13 protein-coding genes, 3 tRNA genes and 2 pseudogenes are annotated in these 16,965 nt (G+C 49.0%); 10 read left to right on the plus strand and 8 right to left on the minus strand.

Features of this window, described 5'->3' with window-relative positions:
- Positions 1-228: 228 nt before the first annotated feature.
- The 8 genes and pseudogenes from KDD30_RS09800 (at position 229) to KDD30_RS09835 (ending at position 8,299) form a co-directional block, all read left to right on the plus strand.
- Positions 229-1,176, plus strand: a complete 948-nt coding sequence (locus tag KDD30_RS09800; RefSeq protein WP_211645700.1) for a Gfo/Idh/MocA family oxidoreductase — start codon at positions 229-231, stop codon at positions 1,174-1,176.
- A gap of 145 nt (positions 1,177-1,321) precedes the next feature.
- A pseudogene (locus KDD30_RS24525) lies at positions 1,322-1,871 on the plus strand (ISAs1 family transposase); the annotation flags it as partial.
- 120 nt (positions 1,872-1,991) lie between these two features.
- Positions 1,992-3,215, plus strand: coding sequence for a LysR family transcriptional regulator (locus tag KDD30_RS09810; protein ID WP_211645702.1), 1,224 nt, complete (start codon positions 1,992-1,994; stop codon positions 3,213-3,215).
- 138 nt (positions 3,216-3,353) lie between these two features.
- Positions 3,354-4,280, plus strand: coding sequence for an NAD(P)-dependent oxidoreductase (locus tag KDD30_RS09815; RefSeq protein WP_211645703.1), 927 nt, complete (start codon positions 3,354-3,356; stop codon positions 4,278-4,280).
- Between the two features lie 10 nt (positions 4,281-4,290).
- Entirely contained in the window at positions 4,291-5,319 is a 1,029-nt protein-coding gene (locus tag KDD30_RS09820; RefSeq protein WP_249199119.1) for an aldo/keto reductase, read from the plus strand.
- Positions 5,320-5,347: 28 nt separating this feature from the next.
- Entirely contained in the window at positions 5,348-6,370 is a 1,023-nt protein-coding gene (locus tag KDD30_RS09825; RefSeq protein ID WP_211645704.1) for a TRAP transporter substrate-binding protein, read from the plus strand.
- A 49-nt stretch (positions 6,371-6,419) separates the two neighbouring features.
- Positions 6,420-7,013 carry a TRAP transporter small permease gene (locus KDD30_RS09830; RefSeq protein ID WP_211645705.1) on the plus strand — a complete coding sequence of 198 codons (594 nt, stop codon included), beginning with the start codon at positions 6,420-6,422 and terminating at the stop codon, positions 7,011-7,013.
- Positions 7,013-8,299, plus strand: coding sequence for a TRAP transporter large permease (locus tag KDD30_RS09835; RefSeq protein ID WP_211645706.1), 1,287 nt, complete (start codon positions 7,013-7,015; stop codon positions 8,297-8,299). The genes KDD30_RS09830 and KDD30_RS09835 overlap by 1 nt, the downstream gene beginning before the upstream one ends.
- Positions 8,300-8,903: 604 nt before the next feature.
- Here the strand turns inward: KDD30_RS09835 and KDD30_RS09840 are convergent.
- Entirely contained in the window at positions 8,904-9,803 is a 900-nt protein-coding gene (locus KDD30_RS09840; protein ID WP_211645707.1) for a helix-turn-helix domain-containing protein, read from the minus strand.
- A 120-nt stretch (positions 9,804-9,923) separates the two neighbouring features.
- Between KDD30_RS09840 and pobA the strand changes: the two genes are divergently transcribed.
- Positions 9,924-11,138, plus strand: coding sequence for a 4-hydroxybenzoate 3-monooxygenase (gene pobA / locus KDD30_RS09845; protein WP_211645708.1), 1,215 nt, complete (start codon positions 9,924-9,926; stop codon positions 11,136-11,138).
- A 384-nt stretch (positions 11,139-11,522) separates the two neighbouring features.
- On the opposite strand, the gene KDD30_RS09850 is transcribed toward pobA, so the two are convergent.
- The 3 genes from KDD30_RS09850 to KDD30_RS09860 all read right to left on the minus strand — a co-directional run bounded on the left by KDD30_RS09850 (position 11,523) and on the right by KDD30_RS09860 (position 11,893).
- Positions 11,523-11,609: transfer RNA gene (locus KDD30_RS09850), tRNA-Leu, on the minus strand.
- A 131-nt stretch (positions 11,610-11,740) separates the two neighbouring features.
- Positions 11,741-11,816, minus strand: a tRNA-Gly gene (locus tag KDD30_RS09855).
- Positions 11,817-11,819: 3 nt separating this feature from the next.
- Positions 11,820-11,893, minus strand: a tRNA-Cys gene (locus KDD30_RS09860).
- A 378-nt stretch (positions 11,894-12,271) separates the two neighbouring features.
- Between KDD30_RS09860 and KDD30_RS09865 the strand changes: the two genes are divergently transcribed.
- Positions 12,272-13,006 carry a hypothetical protein gene (locus tag KDD30_RS09865; protein ID WP_211645709.1) on the plus strand — a complete coding sequence of 245 codons (735 nt, stop codon included), beginning with the start codon at positions 12,272-12,274 and terminating at the stop codon, positions 13,004-13,006.
- A 92-nt stretch (positions 13,007-13,098) separates the two neighbouring features.
- Here the strand turns inward: KDD30_RS09865 and KDD30_RS09870 are convergent, their stop codons facing one another.
- The 4 genes and pseudogenes from KDD30_RS09870 to KDD30_RS09885 form a co-directional block, all read right to left on the minus strand.
- Positions 13,099-13,731 (minus strand): bifunctional 4-hydroxy-2-oxoglutarate aldolase/2-dehydro-3-deoxy-phosphogluconate aldolase, encoded by a 633-nt coding sequence (locus KDD30_RS09870; protein ID WP_211645710.1) that lies wholly within the window; start codon positions 13,729-13,731, stop codon positions 13,099-13,101.
- 14 nt (positions 13,732-13,745) lie between these two features.
- Positions 13,746-14,678 carry a sugar kinase gene (locus KDD30_RS09875; RefSeq protein WP_211645711.1) on the minus strand — a complete coding sequence of 311 codons (933 nt, stop codon included), beginning with the start codon at positions 14,676-14,678 and terminating at the stop codon, positions 13,746-13,748.
- 153 nt (positions 14,679-14,831) lie between these two features.
- Positions 14,832-16,345 (minus strand): annotated as a pseudogene (locus KDD30_RS09880) (sodium:solute symporter family protein).
- Positions 16,346-16,544: 199 nt separating this feature from the next.
- The gene (locus KDD30_RS09885) at positions 16,545-16,937 is read right to left on the minus strand and encodes a RidA family protein (protein WP_211645712.1); all 393 of its coding nucleotides are present in this window, start codon (positions 16,935-16,937) and stop codon (positions 16,545-16,547) included.
- Positions 16,938-16,965 lie beyond the last annotated feature (28 nt).

The raw sequence follows: 16,965 nt of genomic DNA on the forward strand, positions 1-16,965 counted from the left end.
TACCTTTTGTTAAAAATCCCTTTGATTACACCTCAAGCGACTCCCGATTCAACAATACCCAAATAGACTATTCAAAAAATGAATAACCTCTCGAATTTATCAATTATCGCTTTCGCAATTGTGTTGATAGATTGAAACTATACACATTACACAGATGCAACAAATCAAACACATTTCACTGGCGTAAAAAATGATTTGTGAATTACTGAATAGCAAAGGAGCTGTATTATGAACGTATGTGTCGTCGGTGCATCGGGCGCATTTGGTACCAAACATCTAGAAGCAATTAGCAACATTGAAGATGCTAACGTGGTTGCACTGGTGTCCCCGCAATTGGACATACTTAAAGTGATCGCAGCACAATATGACACACCTCCTACCATCACCAGCGAACTAGAGCAAGTCCTAACTCGTAAAGACGTAGAAGCAGTGATCCTAGCAACCCCAACCCAAATGCATGCTAGCCAGGCAATTCAGTGCCTTGAAGCCGGCAAACACGTATTAGTTGAAATCCCAATGGCTGATAACATCGACGATGCCCGCCGCCTTGCCGACCTTCAGCAGTCAACCGGGCTGGTTGCAATGGCTGGCCATACTCGTCGCTTTAACCCAAGCCACCAGTGGATCCACAATAAAATCAAAGCAGGCGAACTCAACATCCAGCAGATGGATGTACAAACTTACTTCTACCGTCGCACCAACACCAACGCCAAAGGCGAGCCGCGCACTTGGACCGACCACCTACTATGGCACCATGCTTGCCACACTGTGGATCTGTTCCAATACCAAACAGGCGAAACTGCATCGAAAGTACAAGCGCTACAGGGCCCCATCCACCCTGAACTTGGCATCGCCATGGACATGAGCATTGGTATGAAAGTGCCAACTGGCGCAATTTGTACCCTGTCGCTCTCGTTCAACAACGACGGTCCATTCGGCACCTTCTTCCGCTATATCTGTGATGAGGGCACTTTCATTGCCCGTTACGATGATTTGTTTGACGGTAATGACAACCCTATTGACCTAAGCGGTATCGCGATTTCTAACAACGGTATCGAGCTTATCGATCGTGAATTCTTCGATGCTATCAAAACTGGTCGCGAACCAAACTCAAGCGTAAGGCAATGTCTTCCAGCAATGGAAACACTGAACAAGATTGAGCAACTGTTAGATTAATCGCAATGGCTAAACTGCTGAGGCGTGCGATGAAAAAATGATCGCTTGTTGTTGCCAACATTGATAAGTCCGGCTTGCCGGACTTTCAGAATGACTTGGCCAAAATCAAACGGATCGACCGAAGCTACCTTCTAACGCAGATTGTATCCCGCGCCGACATACCCTTGCTCGAATACTACGTTCGGTGGTGGCAGAGTCATGACTTGAAGCACTCGCACTTTGGATGAATGACCAGCGAACGACTCAAAACAAGCCAGTCATCGCTTTTGATGGCAAGATACTCCGTAGCGCCTATCGTGGCGATAAGAAAGATGCCTTACAGCTCGTCACCGCCTACGATACCGAGCGTGGTTTAGTCCTTAGCCAGAAGCCAGCTGAAAGCAAGAATGGTGAAATCAGCGTTGTGAGGCAACTGATTGATATCATTAATTTAAAAGGGAGTATTATCACGCTCGATAAAATTTCAAATAAACAACACACATTGTCGTCCAGGTTAAAAACACAGCCAAAGCTTCGTGAAGCTGTTGTCTCGCAGTTTCAGGCGGTATTCGATGCGCAAAAAGAATAAGTCGTTCCTGAAATTGTTCAAGAGCAACATGGTCATAAAGAAGAGCGGTATGTCTTTCAGCTGAAGGCCAATCTTCCCGACGGTTCGAAGCATCATTGCCGTGGAGCGTCATCGTATTATCAAGGGTACATGTGTTGATTTTCCGATTTTTGATAGTTATCACAATATCAAAAGTTAACATTCCATTTTCAACTCATGCTATTTGCTTTGGTATAGTCGCATTAATCTGATAGTTAAGGAGGGTTTGATGATTGATATCCCAAACCTAAGGCATTTAAATGCATTCGTTGAAGTCGCTAACACCCAAAGTATCAGTAAAGCGTCAGAACGCATATTTTTATCCCAGCCAGCCATTACCCAAGCGATCTCAAAACTAGAGAAGAGCATAAAAACAAACCTGTTTGAAAGACGCTCCGATGGTATGTATTTGACCGATGCCGGTGAGAGGTACTCTTTCCGAGTCCAGCGCGCCCTTGAGCAAATCAACAATGGGATCAAAGATGCGATCCGTATCGGCAAAGGGGATAAGAAAACCCTCGCCAACAGTCGCGTGATCGCCGTTACAACGACTCAGCTTCGTGCTTTGCTCGCGGTTTCCGAAGCGCAAAACTATACCGAAGCAGGTCGCCGTATTGGCGTTTCTCAATCATCACTGTATCGTGCATCACGAGAGCTAGAAGACGGTCTGAATTTGGTACTATTTGAAAAAACCAGTATTGGTATTTGTATTAGCAAAGCCGGGCAATCGCTAGTGAGGGCAACTAAACTGGCTTTCAGTGAAATAAGGCAAGGGCTGGATGAGATCACCAACACCAGCAATACCAGCGCCGGCAATATAGTGATTGGCAGCATGCCACTGGCACGTACTTGCATTTTGCCCGAAACGATTAATGAATTTACCGAACAATACCCCGACTACACAATCAAAATCATCGATGGTCCATACCAGGATCTGCTCTATCACCTAAGAAATGGCGATATCGATGTCTTGATTGGCGCACTTCGTTTCCCCACCCCTGTGTGTGATATCAAACAAGAGACATTATTTGCCTCGCCAAACAGTATACTGGTTCGAAAAGACCACCCTTTGGCAAGCAAAGGCGAAGTGTCACTGGAAGAGTTGGCCAAGCAAAGTTGGATTGTGCCACGGCAAAATACCCCGGCACGAAAAATGTTCGATGATATCTTCATCGAAAATAACTGCGCTCAGCCGACACAAATTATCGAGGTGAGCTCTCAGGCACTGATTCGTGAATTGCTATTGGGAAGTGACAAACTCGCCCTGCTTTCTAAGCACCAAGCCTATCGGGAAATTCAAGAACATACTCTGACCATTATTCATTTTCCGCTTGCCGACAAAGAGCGGCCTATCGGCATCACCTTAAGAAAAAACTGGCAAGCGACCACGTCGCAAGAGCACTTTATTCACCTGCTAAGGGAAAAGGGATTGGCATTTTCAGGTATTCAATAACCACCAATGCGTTAATCAATAAATGAATAGGTACTGACTTTTTTCAATTTTCGCTTTGTTTTACGTAGTGCTAAATTCTCAAAATACCGTTTACATGGATTTAACATTTTGAGTTTACCCTCCGCAAAGGATAGCGTTATGGCAAAAGTATCTAGGCTTGCCTTCATCGGCTTTGGTGAAGCCGCGAAAGCATTTCTTACCGGCTGGGCCGATGCCGCTCCGCCAGTCATCACAGCTTACGACCAAAAGACTAATCACCTGAGTCTTCGCAAAGATAAATTACATGATTACATCCAGCAGAACGTAGAAGGTTGCTTCAATCTTCACGAGGCTATCGACAGCGCCAAGGTGATTTTCTCGCTAGTCACTGCAGATCAAGCCTACGAGGCAGCATCCGCCGCGGCAAAGCACATCAAGGCTGGCCAGTTTTATTTCGATTGTAACTCGTGCTCTCCGGATACAAAGCGCAAGAATGCAAAGCTCATCAATGCTGCTGGCGGTCTTTATGTCGATGTAGCTGTTATGTCACCGGTTTACCCTAAGCTTCACCGCTCCCCATTGTTGATTTGTGGCTCACATGCCGAGCAAGCAAAACCATTATTTGACTCTCTTGGCATGAACACCCAGCTCATCGAGGGCGAAATTGGTGTGGCTTCATCAATCAAAATGATCCGTAGCGTCATGGTAAAAGGGCTTGAGGCACTCACGGCTGAATGCTTGCTAGCCGCCAGAAAAGCACAGGTTGATTCCCGCATTTTAGCCTCGCTCGATACTAGCTATCCAGAGTTCAATTGGTATGAAAAAGCTGGTTACAACCTAGAGCGCATGATGCTTCATGGTGTGCGCCGTGCAGCAGAGATGCGCGAAGTGGCTTTAACCGTTGAGCAATTGGGGTTGAACAACGGGATGGCCAAAGCCACAACAGACTGGCAGCAACAGATTGGGGATATGGCGCTAAATGCTGAAAGCGAAGACTTCGCAGAACTGGCCGACGCCCTGCTCAACGCGTTGGAAGCACAGCAGACTATCACAGCAGCCCCAATTACTGATAAGAATATTTATTAAGGATGATGTAATGAGCGAAAGTGAGAGCCAGAAAAAACATAGGCGCCGGATTGGTCGATTTTTAACGCCGACCGTTGCATTTGGGTGTATGAATGTCTCCCACGCCTATGGCAATCCTCCATCAGAAAAACAGGCGATTGAGCTATTGAACCAAGCTCTGGATCACGGTTATAGCATGTTGGATTCTGCCGCTTTGTATGGCTTTGGGGCGAATGAGTCTCTAATTGCCAAGGCTGTGGGTCACCGCCGTGACGAATATCTGCTAGCCAGTAAGTGCGGTATGTTCAAAGGACCTGATGGTAAAAAGGCGATTGACGGACGCCCGGAAACGATCCGAAAGACCTGTGAAGATAGTCTTCGTCGCCTTGATACCGACGTGATTGATCTTTATTACCTACACCGCTGGGACAAGTCAATCCCCATCGAAGATAGTATTGGCCAACTTTCACGCTTAGTCGAAGAAGGGAAAATTCTAGAAGTCGGCTTGTCAGAAGTCTCCGCAGCAACACTTGATAAAGCCCACCGTATACACCCAATTGCAGCCGTCCAATCAGAATACTCGCTTTGGACCCGAAACCCTGAAATCGCCTTGCTTGATAAGTGTGAAGAAGTCGGCGCTGCAATGGTGGCGTTCAGCCCGCTTGGCAGAGGCATATTGACCGGTAAATTGCGTGAAATCGATAACTTCGCCGCCAATGATATCCGCCGTGCGATGCCGCGCTTTAGCCAAGAAAATTTCGGTCAGAACCTCGCCCTTATCGACCAGCTCTTCAACGTTGCCAAGTCGGCATCAGCAACCGGTGAACCACTGTCGCTTGCCCAAATGGCCATAGCATGGGTCATTGCCCAAAGAGACAACATCATCGCGTTACCTGGCACCACGAGCTATGACCACATGATAGAAAACATCTCTGGACGAGAAATACAGCTAGATAGCAGCACCCTTCATGCACTCAATCGCATCATTAACCAACATACCGTTACCGGATCAAGATACAACGCAACAACGCAACAAGAAATCGATACAGAAGAGTTTTAATACCACATAAACCACTGGACGTTGACCAATGAATACAATATTAAAAAAAACAAGTACCGCTGTTCTTACCTCTCTATTACTCAGTTCTACCGTTATGGCCGCCGAGGTTACCCTGCGCTTTGGCCACTTTTGGCCAGCGGTATCCGATATTCATAAAGAAATCTACCAAGCATGGGCCGATGAGGTGGAAGCTGATTCTGACGGCCGTATCAAGGTGGAGCTTTATCCAGCTTCTATGCTGGCCAAGCCACCAGCCCAGTATGATGCAGTCAAACATCGTATTCTTGATGTCACCGCAACCGTACAGGGGTATTCGGCAAACCGTTTTCCGCTGACCCAAATAATGGAACTACCCGGCATAGTACAAAATGCGGCACAAGGCTCGTGTGTAATCCAGAAACTCTATGACGAGGGCGCATTCGGCAAAGAGTACAAAGATTCCAAACCACTATTCTTATTTACCCACGGACCTGGCCTCTTGCATGTCAAAGGTAAGAGCATTGAAGAGCCGTCAGATCTTGAAGGGCTTCGTATTCGCCGCCCTACCACCGTGATCGGCAGCCTGCTTGAAGAGTTGGGAGCCCTGCCGATTGGCATGCCAGCACCTGAGTCATACCAATCACTACAGCGCGGCGTGATTGATGGCGTTGCCCTGCCATGGGAGGGCGCAAAAAGCTTCAAGCTGAACGAGCTTGCCGACAACCATACCGAAGTGGGCGGCCTTTACTCACTTGCTTTCATCGTGACAATGAACCAAAGCGTCTACAACAAACTGGACGATGAGTTAAAAGCGGTTATCGACAAAAACTCAGGTGAAAAGTGGTCTGGCATTGCGGCCTCTGTCTTTGATCGCCTAGATAAAGAAGGGCTTGCCGATGCCGAAGCCGATAACCACAACATCTTCCATGTCGATGCTTCCAGCAACCAAAAAACTTGGCAGCCTGTCTTTGAGAAGGTCACCGAAAACTACCTATCCCAGCTGGAATCCAAAGGCATGCCGGCAAAAACTGTCTACAAGCGTGCCCTGGAATTATCGGCGACATGTAGCTAACCGAGCCCGTTTGCCAACCAAAGCCTCAAGTTCATAAGGAAGTTCGATAATGATAGGAATCATCAACCTCATTAATCGCTGTGCCTACGGGGCGCATCTTATCAGCGGTGCCATTCTGGTATCGATGATGTTCATCACCCTAAGCGATGTTATCAGCCGTGCCGTATTCAATTTTACCGACGGCAGTGTAGATTTCACCTTTGTCGGTGGTGTGGAGTTAATCAAGTATGGCCTTCTGTTTGCCATTTTGTTTACTTTGCCGCACTCGGTCACTAAATCGCAAGTTATTGTTGACCTTTTCACCGAGAAGATGAATCAACGACTGAAAATATATCTTGAGGCCTTTTATACCCTCGGTTTTTCCATACTTGGCGCGGGGATGTCAGTACGCTTCTACGAAGCGATTGGCTCAGCCCAAATGACAGGAGAAACAACCCAAGATCTCCTCATCCCTATGCATTACCTCTATGCCATTGTGCTCGCGGCGACGTCACTTTTAACGCTGCGATCTTTCACATTGGCGCTTGAATTAGTGTTCGCGAAACATGAGCCTGCACCTCAAAATGAACCGACACCAAAGAAAGAAACCACAGCAGAGCAAAGTGAGAACCGGCAGTCACAACAAAAAGAGGAGCTTGCATAATGGATGCTTCAATCATAGGTTTAATTTGTATCGGCCTGATGTTGGTGATGATCGCCTTCCGGGCCCCTATCGCCTTATCGATGGCTGTCACCGGATTTGTCGGCTTCGGATCAATTGTCGCCTTTCCTTCCGCAGTTGCAATTTTGGATAGTGGACCGTTCGAAACCCTATCTAACTATAGCTACAGCCCGATCCCGATGTTTATCCTGATGGGCGTCTTTGCCTCGAAGGCACAAATGTCGCAAGAGCTTTTCTTCGGCGCACGCACCCTGTTTGGACGCTGGCGTGGTGGAATGGCATTGGCCGCAGTGACTTCCTGTGGCGTATTCTCAGCCATCTCAGGTTCTTCTCTGGCGACTGCTGCCAGCATGTCCCGTGTTGCTTTGCCGGAGATGGAAAAAAACGGCTATTCGATGTCTCTAGCCACCGGTACTCTCGCCGCTGGCGGTACGCTGGGTATTATTATCCCGCCTTCTATCGCCCTTTTGCTCTATGCGCTTATTACTGAGCAATCGGTAGGCGATATGTTTATCGCGGGTGTGATCCCGGGCTTACTTGGCTTATTCCTGTACTGCGCAACGATCGCCATTACGGTATGGCTATATCCGGATCTTGCCACCCCGGGGAAAGAAACAAGTCTTTTAGAAAAAATTAGAGGGCTAAAAGGCTTAGTGCCATTTACCGGCATCTTTGCCTTCATTATCTGCGGGATCTACTTTGGTCTGTTTACCCCAACCGAAGCGGCCGCTGTTGGTGCGGCAGGTACTTTGTTCATTGCCATCTTCCGCGGCATGACATGGAAGCAATTTCTCGAGTCTGTCGAAGAGACCTTGGCTATTTCATCCATGATCTTCTTTATGATCATCGGTGCCGAAATCTTTGGCTACTTCCTGTCAGTCTCACGTATCTCCTACGCGTTGGTCGACTTTGTTGATAGCTTGCAGCTCTCACCTTATATGGTGCTGTTCGCGGTACTCTTGTTATTTGTGCTATTAGGCTGTGTCATGGACAGCATCGCGATGTTGCTGCTGACCGTTCCCGTAGTTTATCCGTTGATCGAAACCGCTGGGTTCGACCCTATTTGGTTCGGCATCGTAGCTGTTATCACCGTAGAGCTTGGCCTAATCACCCCGCCTGTTGGAATGAACGTTTTCGTCATCAAATCCCTCGCCCCAGGGGTCTCTATCAAAGACATGTTCAAAGGGGTCTTCCCATTTGTACTGTCAGATATCACCCGCCTACTACTCATCATCGGCTTCCCTTCCCTCGCACTGGGTCTGCTCTAACACTTCCCTCCCACAGCCGTTAAGGCTGTGGGATTAGCCACTAAAAATACGACAACCAACAATAAAACCTATCCACAGAGAAAAAGATGCAGTATCTGTCTTCACGTACGCTCGTACGCGCAATTCCTGTAATACTTGGTGCATTGCTCTCATTCATCGCTGTCGCAAAAACCGAAGTCATTCGGCTTGGCACGGGTACGCCGGTCCCTGACACCACCCGCTCGGGACCATCCACTGCTGTCGTCTATAACGATAGGGCCTTTGTATTCGATGCAGGCAGCGGTATGGTGCAGCGTGCCATTGAAGCAGCCCAACACAGAGAATCAAGGCATTGTATCCGAGCACCGTTTGGCTACAACATCACAACGCCTGACCGCTTGGTAGTGAGCAACGGAGATACTGCCTACTTAGAGGCTAAGATGGCCTGTTGCAGCAGGGGGAAGTTTCCTCGCATATCGAAATGGCTTGCCTCACCATCCCTTTTGGCAAAAAGAACGCTCAAAGCCTTTGCCTGTCGGGATTTGCTGCACTTTTATCCCCACCCCAGGAGCGGGCGGGGCTTTCGCGCTTAATTCGTAAAACGCCACACCAGTAGCCATATCCTTTAAAACTGGGTATCAAACGGATTCTGTTGCCGGAACTGCCGCGGGCTCTGCCCTGACTTCTTCTTAAAGAAGCGGGAAAAATAGGCCGGATCGTCATACCCCAAGTTGTAGGCGATCTGGTCAATATTGAGTTGGGTATAGAGCAAACTTCGCTTAGCCTCAACGAATACCCTCTCAGATATAATCTCTTTCGCCCCAACACCTTTCACCGTTTTGCATATACGATTCAAGGTCGAAAGTGACATCTGTAACAGCCCAGCATACTGGGTGACCGTCCATTGTTGGCGAAAATGCTTTTCGACCATTTGTTGAAACAAATAGTAACCATGATTGGGGCGGTTTTCCCCAAGCTGCCCATGATGGGAATGCTCAACTTCCCGGTATACAGCCATCAATATTACCTTGGCCAGCCACTCCACCGTATGCCGCTTGCCGGAATGTCCAGCGTCTGACTCGGCTGCTAATAAATTAAAATACGTTTTAAGCTGCGCCGGATGATCGGAACCTTGCGAAAATGACAATACTCTTGGCGTGTGGATAACAGTATTGAAAAATCCCATAGCTCGAGAGCCCTGCGCCTGATTGAGTAAGGGCTCGGCAATTGTAAGCACGTAGCCTAAGGTTTGGGGTGAAAAAACAAACCCATGGACAACCCCTGAGGGTATCACCACCGCCCCTTCCCCCACAAAGATTAACTCTTTGTTATCTAATAATATTTTTGCCTCACCTTGATATATAACCAACAATTGAAACAACTTACCGTGTCGGTGTGGCTTAATTTTCCATCCCTGCTTTTCACTTCTAGCGGCTATTGACTCGATATGGACAAATTCAGAATCATCTCTGTCATTTTCTTCGCCATACAAAAAGAAGCGAGGTATGGTTGCTTCGCTTGCCATCGCTATACCTATCAATATTGGTGATGACTAAAAAGTACAAGAAATTGGTGAGTAATTGAATGGAGGAAATCACAGTATTTTAACAAAATAAGTACATTATCATTACTCAGGAGCATTGAAATGGAAGTCATCAATACGCAGGTCGCAATTATCGGATCAGGCCCTTCAGGATTGCTGCTTGGTCAATTATTGGCAAAACAAGGTATCAGTAATGTCATCATTGAACGATCGTCTGCCGATCATGTCCTATCACGGATTCGAGCCGGGATTTTGGAGCAAGGTTTTGTCGATTTAATTCGTGAAGCTGGCTGCAACACTCGTATGGATGCGGAAGGGCATACTCATGAAGGCTTTCAAATTAGTGTTAACGGAAAGGGCTCCCGCATTGACTTAAAGGCGCTTACCAATGGCAAGGTCGTAACTTGCTACGGTCAAACCGAGATCACCCGAGACTTGATGGATGCTCGCCAAGCAGCTGGACTGCCTACTTACTACAACGCGCTCGTCTCTGAAATTATCGATGCTAACTCTACGGCACCATCCGTGCACTTTGAACAAGACGGTCAGCGATATGAAGTGAACTGCGATTTCATCGCAGGTTGCGACGGTTTCCATGGTGTTTCACGCCCGACGATTCCTAATCACATTCGAAAAGAATACGAACGAGTCTACCCGTTCGGTTGGCTTGGGCTATTGAGTGATACCCCGCCAGTAGATGACGAGCTCATCTATTGTAAGCATCCCCGAGGTTTTGCCTTGGCCAGTCAACGCTCCGCGACCCGCTCACGCTACTACCTACAGGTTCCTCTCACCGACAAGGTGGAAGAATGGAGCGACGAGCGCTTTTGGGATGAACTGAAAAAACGCCTTCCGGAAGATGCTTCTCAACGACTACAAACTGGCCCAAGTATTGAGAAAAGCATTGCACCATTGCGCTCGTTCGTATGTGAACCAATGCAATATGGCCGTTTATTCTTGGTGGGAGATGCCGCCCATATCGTCCCGCCAACAGGGGCAAAAGGCCTAAACTTAGCCGCTTCTGACGTCGCGACTTTGTACCAAGTGCTCACCCGCGTTTATAAACACAACGACATAGATTGTATTGAGCAGTATTCGGATATTTGCCTTCGCCGAGTATGGCACGGCGAGCGTTTCTCATGGTGGATGACCAACATGCTACATGACTTCGGCGAACTCAATGTCAATAGTACCGATGGTGCTATCTTCAACAAGCTAATGGGATCTGAACTCGATTATTTCCTCAATACGCCTGCAGGCAAAATCACCATCGCCGAGCAATACATTGGCCTGCCATACGAATCGCTTAAAGAATAAGTGATGAGAGCATACTAACTTAGGCGCTCAAGGATTGGCAATTTGTTGAATTATTGCACCGCTGAGCTTGTTTGTTTTCTACTTTTAAGGCAAAACGAGACAGATTTTAAGCTTGTGAACGCGCTGGTCAATTGATGAGCTAAGTATGCTCTCGCCCTGAGGTCTTACCATGTACTTAAGAGATGCAGATCTCAACAACTCTCTAATTTGAGGCTACAGATACAAAAAAGCTCTGAGGACATACCGGGACAGACACTGTAAAAAACCATTCGCAAAGGAATGTGCCGGAGAAGAGAGGCGGATTGATCTTTGGAAAGAGATTCGGAAAACATTAGGAAAAGAAAAACGGCTTACAAGCGTTAGCCTGTAAGCCGTTGATTTTGATGGTGCCCCGGGCCGGACTTGAACCGGCACAACGCGAACGTCGAGGGATTTTAAATCCCTTGTGTCTACCAATTCCACCACCAGGGCACGCAATTCTGGATTGCGATGGGTTAGACACCATCTTCAGACCCGACATATTGTCGTGACTACAAAATTTGGAGCGACTCGACTGGATTCAGGCACGAGGTGCCTCGGGTGTCATCAAATCACTATAAAATTGGAGCGACACACGAGGTTCGAACTCGTGACCTCAACCTTGGCAAGGTTGCGCTCTACCAACTGAGCTAGTGTCGCAAATGGAGGCGCGTCCCGGAGTCGAACCGAGGTCCACGGATTTGCAATCCGCTGCATAGCCACTCTGCCAACGCGCCTTCAACAATCAACCGCTTGGGTTGTTGTTCTGGCTTTCACCATGACCGCTTCGTCGTTTACCTCCGTTGCGGTACGGGATGCATTCTACTCAAAGGTGAGATCGAGTCAACTGCAAAATTCATCAATTTGAACTGAGTGATTGTTTTACGTCCAAAACCGGTCATTCTTCTCGTTTTTTGCGCATAGCAAGGTGCCGTGCAGGCCAGTTTTTATCGGTGGATGAGGGAGTTAGCGCGAAAACCTGGCGACACGACGGGAAAATTTTTATCAATCATGTCGCGATTTTGCAGATGTTTATGCGAAGAATGATGACCAAGACTTGTCATTCCGCGGCAAAAAGCAGAAAATAGCGACCCAGATCACACTTCTCTTTCGTTATGCGTCGTTCCCTTACTTACACTGCTGCCCTGCTGACAACCCTGCTGACGGCCTGTACGCCTGAAAATCGTCAGGGAGCCGATCTGAGCATCCGTTTTCTGACCCTGCTCCCGGTGACTTCAGGTCAACCTCATCTTGATCAGATCGCCTTGCCCAGCCATGAAGGGCTCACCTTCTATTCAGCCCAGAATCCTCAGGTCGAAAAGCAGCCTTTTTCTTATGTCACCGCGATTACGCCGGAAGTCCAGGCGTACCATGATTCAGTGAGTGTGCTGCCTCAGGCCAGCTTTCCGGTTCTGGCCAGTAACATCAATTTTGGCCTGAAGCAAAGCGGCCACGAAGTGTATTCCTACAATGGCTATAAAGGCCGGGCTGATGCCCTGGTGCGGTGGTATGGCGGAACGCGCGTGGCATTTTTGTCGCTGATCAATCCCTACCCCGGGAACGAGCAACTGCACGAACAGGACATGATTTTACTGAGAAACAGTGTGGATCGGCTTCAGGTCAGAGGCATCCGGAATATTGTCTTACTCAGCCAGTATCCGTCTGGGCTGTCGCCAAGGCTGCTGACAGATATCCGGGGGCTTGATGTGGTGATCAGTGCGGGCGCAAGGTCTGAAATCACTGTTACCCAACAAGGCTGTCTGGCGCAGTTTCAGCAGTCAGTAGTCGATCAGCTGGAACTGAGCTTCAACCCGAATGGCAAAGTAACGCGGTGTCATTTTCAAACCTGACCGTCACCGTTGCTTTCGGCGATGGTTTTGTCGTGATCATCAAAAAGCCGCTTCTCGATAAGAAGCGGCCTTGTGTAAAGAAAGTCCCGGCTTTAGTCGCGAACCAGTTCAACCGCTTCGCGGACCAGACGGCCGATCTCCTCCCAGTCCCCCTGATCAATCAGTGCCGGAGACACCATCCAGGTACCGCCGCAGCACAGCACACGATCAACCGCCAGATAGTCACGAATGTTGGCTTTGCTGATGCCGCCCGTTGGCATCAGGCTGACATCCACATAAGGCGCCAGCAGTGACTTCACCATATTGATGCCACCCGACGCTTCAGCCGGGAAGAATTTCAGGAAGGTCAGGCCCAGTTCCAGCGCCTGTTCAATCTGGCTTGGATTATTCACCCCCGGAACCACCGGCATGCCCTTTTCCTGACAGTAACGGACGGTATTCGGGTTCAGACCCGGTGCGACGATAAATTCTGCACCTGCAGCCTGTGCGCTGTCGACCTGCGCCGCATTCAGTACGGTACCCGCGCCAATGCACAGCGTCGGATACGCTTCACGCATCAGACGAATGGCTTCAGCCGCAGCCTCGGTGCGGAAAGTCACTTCAGCCACCGGCAGACCATTTTCAACCAGAGTTTTTGCCAGCGGCACCGCCTGATCCACATGGTTAATCTGAATTACAGGAATCACTTTGAATTGCTTTACTTTTTCAATCAGGGATTGAGACATGAACGTCGAACTCCTTACATCATCTCTGTCATTGCTTCCGGCGGAATAATGGCACCCGGATGCTGAATTACAATGGCGGCCAGCTGATGGCCCAGTTCTGCCGATACTGTTGCGGATTCACCACTCAACCGGCCAGCCAGATATCCGGCTGCAAATGAATCTCCGGCAGCGCAGGTATCAATCACGGTCTGAACCGGATTGGCAGCCACCTGATATGTTTCTGGCGTGGTTTGCAGCTCTGTAGCCACCAGACATGGCAGGCTCCCACGTTTGATGACCACCTCACCACAGCCCAGTTCGCGGCAACGTTCTGTCACATCGCCCTCTCCCCAGACTTTGTGATCATCCTCTTCGGTGATCAGCGCGATATCGACGAAAGGCAAAACCTGCTGATACCAATACTGCGCCTGTTTGGCCGTCCACAATTGCGGACGGAAGTTGTTATCAAACACAACTTTGCCGCCTTTGGCTTTATGGGTTTCCAACAGGGTGACCAGAATTGCCTTGGCATCTTCGGCCAGAATTGCCAGGCTGATCCCGCTGATATAGAGCACGTCAAATTCATTGTTTTCAATCGCCCGCTCTAAGGGCGTCACGGCCGTTGCAAAATAGAATTTCGCGGCACTGTCATTCCGCCAGTAATGAAAATGACGTTCACCGTTGGGTTCGGTTTCCACCAGATACAATCCGGGCAGTTTATCATCCAGACGGCGCACTAGCCGGGTATCAATATATTCTTCCTGCCACGCAGAAAGCATATCCTGACTGATATTGTCCTTACCGAGCGCCGTGGCATAACTGATATCCAGACGACGCTTCCGACCGAGTCGTGCCAAATACAACGCCGTATTTAAGGTATCTCCACCAAAGGTGCGTCGTAATGGCTGTCCGCTCAGTTCAACCATACATTCACCAAAAAATGCGATTTTCACACAAGTACCCTTCATTCAGACTTTTTGACATTCAGGCCGTTATTCCCCCTTGTGTCGCCCGTTCATTTCCGGCAATTCACAAAGATGACCGACTTCTCATTAAAGCGTAATTCATGATGCAGGCCTTGTTTCATCATAAAGGCCTGCATTTTCATTCGTTTTAGCGATTTATTTCGCACAAGCGGTTTCAGGGTTGATGTCCTTCTGAACAGTGTTTTCCATCGCTGCACGTTCCGCATCCAGAACCGCTTTGGCCTGTTCCGGCGTGACCTGATTGGCCGGGGTCATCAGGCTGACCGCCACACCCGCAACCAAGGCCGTGAGAACGGAAGGAATACATGGGTTGCCCCAGTATGCAGTCCAGTCTGCATTCAGAATCACGGAGAAAGATGCCGCCGATGCGCCCGCCAGTGTTGCCAGCGCGCCCTGCCAGGTATACCGCTTCCAGAAGCGTCCCAGCATGCCGCAGACGAACATGCCTGACATCACCGTTGAAATCATCTTGGTGATATAACCGATGATATCGTTCGACGTCAGAGCGAACAGCAACGCCATACCAATCACAATCACCAGAGACAGCCGGGAATAAATCACCATGTTGTCTTTAGAAGGCACCTTGCCGGTGAACAGGACGAACACATCCCGCAGCAGAATCGAAACCCCGGCAATGGCGTCTGAACTGGCGCTCGACATGGTGGCAGACAAACCGGCAAGCAGCACAATCATGCCAACCCCAACCGGTAAGACTGTGGCTGCGACATAAGGGAAAGCAAAGTTTGCGTTGTTGAGATCCGGGTTGATTGCATGGGCAGACATGCCAATCACAGCCGGAATAATGGAGAAGAACAGGTAGAGTACACCGGACATCACGAACGAACGACGAATCGTTTTGACATCCTTACCGGAGTATATGCGCTGGCGGAAAGACGGCGTGGCCAGAATCCCGACACCGACTACCATAGCCAGTGACAGTGCAGGTAAAGCACCCAGCTTTTCAATGCCAAACAGACTGACCGAGGCCGGATCCATCGCTTCATACAGGTTTTCCAGACCGCCGATGTGATTAACAGACAGCACGGCCATGAGAATAAAACCAAAGAAGAGCACAACCGCCTGAATCGTATCAGTCCAGACCACAGCGGTGTACCCCCCGATCACCACGTAAATGGTAAAGGCCGCCGCGATAATGATTTTCGCGGTGTTCAGATCAATATCAGCAATCCAGGCAAGATAAAGGCCGCCCCGAGAATGTGTGCGCCCAGCCAGCCGATACAGGCCACAAAGATCAGGAGACCCACAACATTTTTGACCACCTTATTCGCGCCGACATAATAGGCCAGCTCTTCACTCATGGTCATGAAATTGAGTCGGCGAACCGGCGCAAACCACCAGGCCAGCAGCAAGATTCCCAGTGCACCGCCAATCCCGTACAACGCGCCAGCCCAGCCATTGTTATAGCCAAAACCAACCGCGCCCATACTGGAGCCGGTACCGACCATGGTGGCAACCGTGGTGCCCAGAACCAGGAACAAAGGCAGGCCACGGCCACCGAGCAGAAAATCCTCACCTGATTTTTGAGCGCGGGACACATACCAGCCCAACCAGATCATAAACACCACATAAGCACCGAATCCGGTGAGAAAGAGTGTACTGTTCATTGCATACCTCTTATAATCCGTCATTGCTTTTATTTGCTTGGGGATAAACAACCTTGGTTATCCCGTGTATGGCTACTTTTTCATTGAAAGTCAGCCATTTGCTTTTTATGGGCTGGTTCATTGCCAGCCCTTTTTCTATGGCTCCGGCTGTCCGGCAGCGCAGAGCTTTGCTTTCATTTCTTGCGATTGTCAGGGATCAGTGTTCGATGTTCCGCGTGCTCACTCAGCGGCGGTCTTCCCGGTAACAAGTGACATCAACTTCAACTTTCACATCGACGACCAAATCACACACCATGCAGATTCGTGCTGGCGGATGCTCACCGAAGAATTCTTTAAACACTTTGTTGAATGACTGAAAATAGCGCGCATCGGTCAGCACAACTTTGACGTGCACGACATCTTCGAGTCCGTAACCGGCTTCTGTCATGATGTCGACACAATTCTGAATTGCCAGACGGGATTGATCCACAATGCCGCCTTCCACAACTTCCCCGTCGGTCATCGGCGTCTGACCCGAAACATACAGAAATCCGCCCGCCTGTGTTGCCCGTGCAAACGGCAGGTGCTGACCACCAGTCCCGGTTCCGCCTTCCACGCCATAACGAATAATCGACATAATTACTTTCTCCAAATTGAGTGACTAC

The organism is Photobacterium sp. GJ3, assembly GCF_018199995.1.
Classification (GTDB): domain Bacteria; phylum Pseudomonadota; class Gammaproteobacteria; order Enterobacterales; family Vibrionaceae; genus Photobacterium.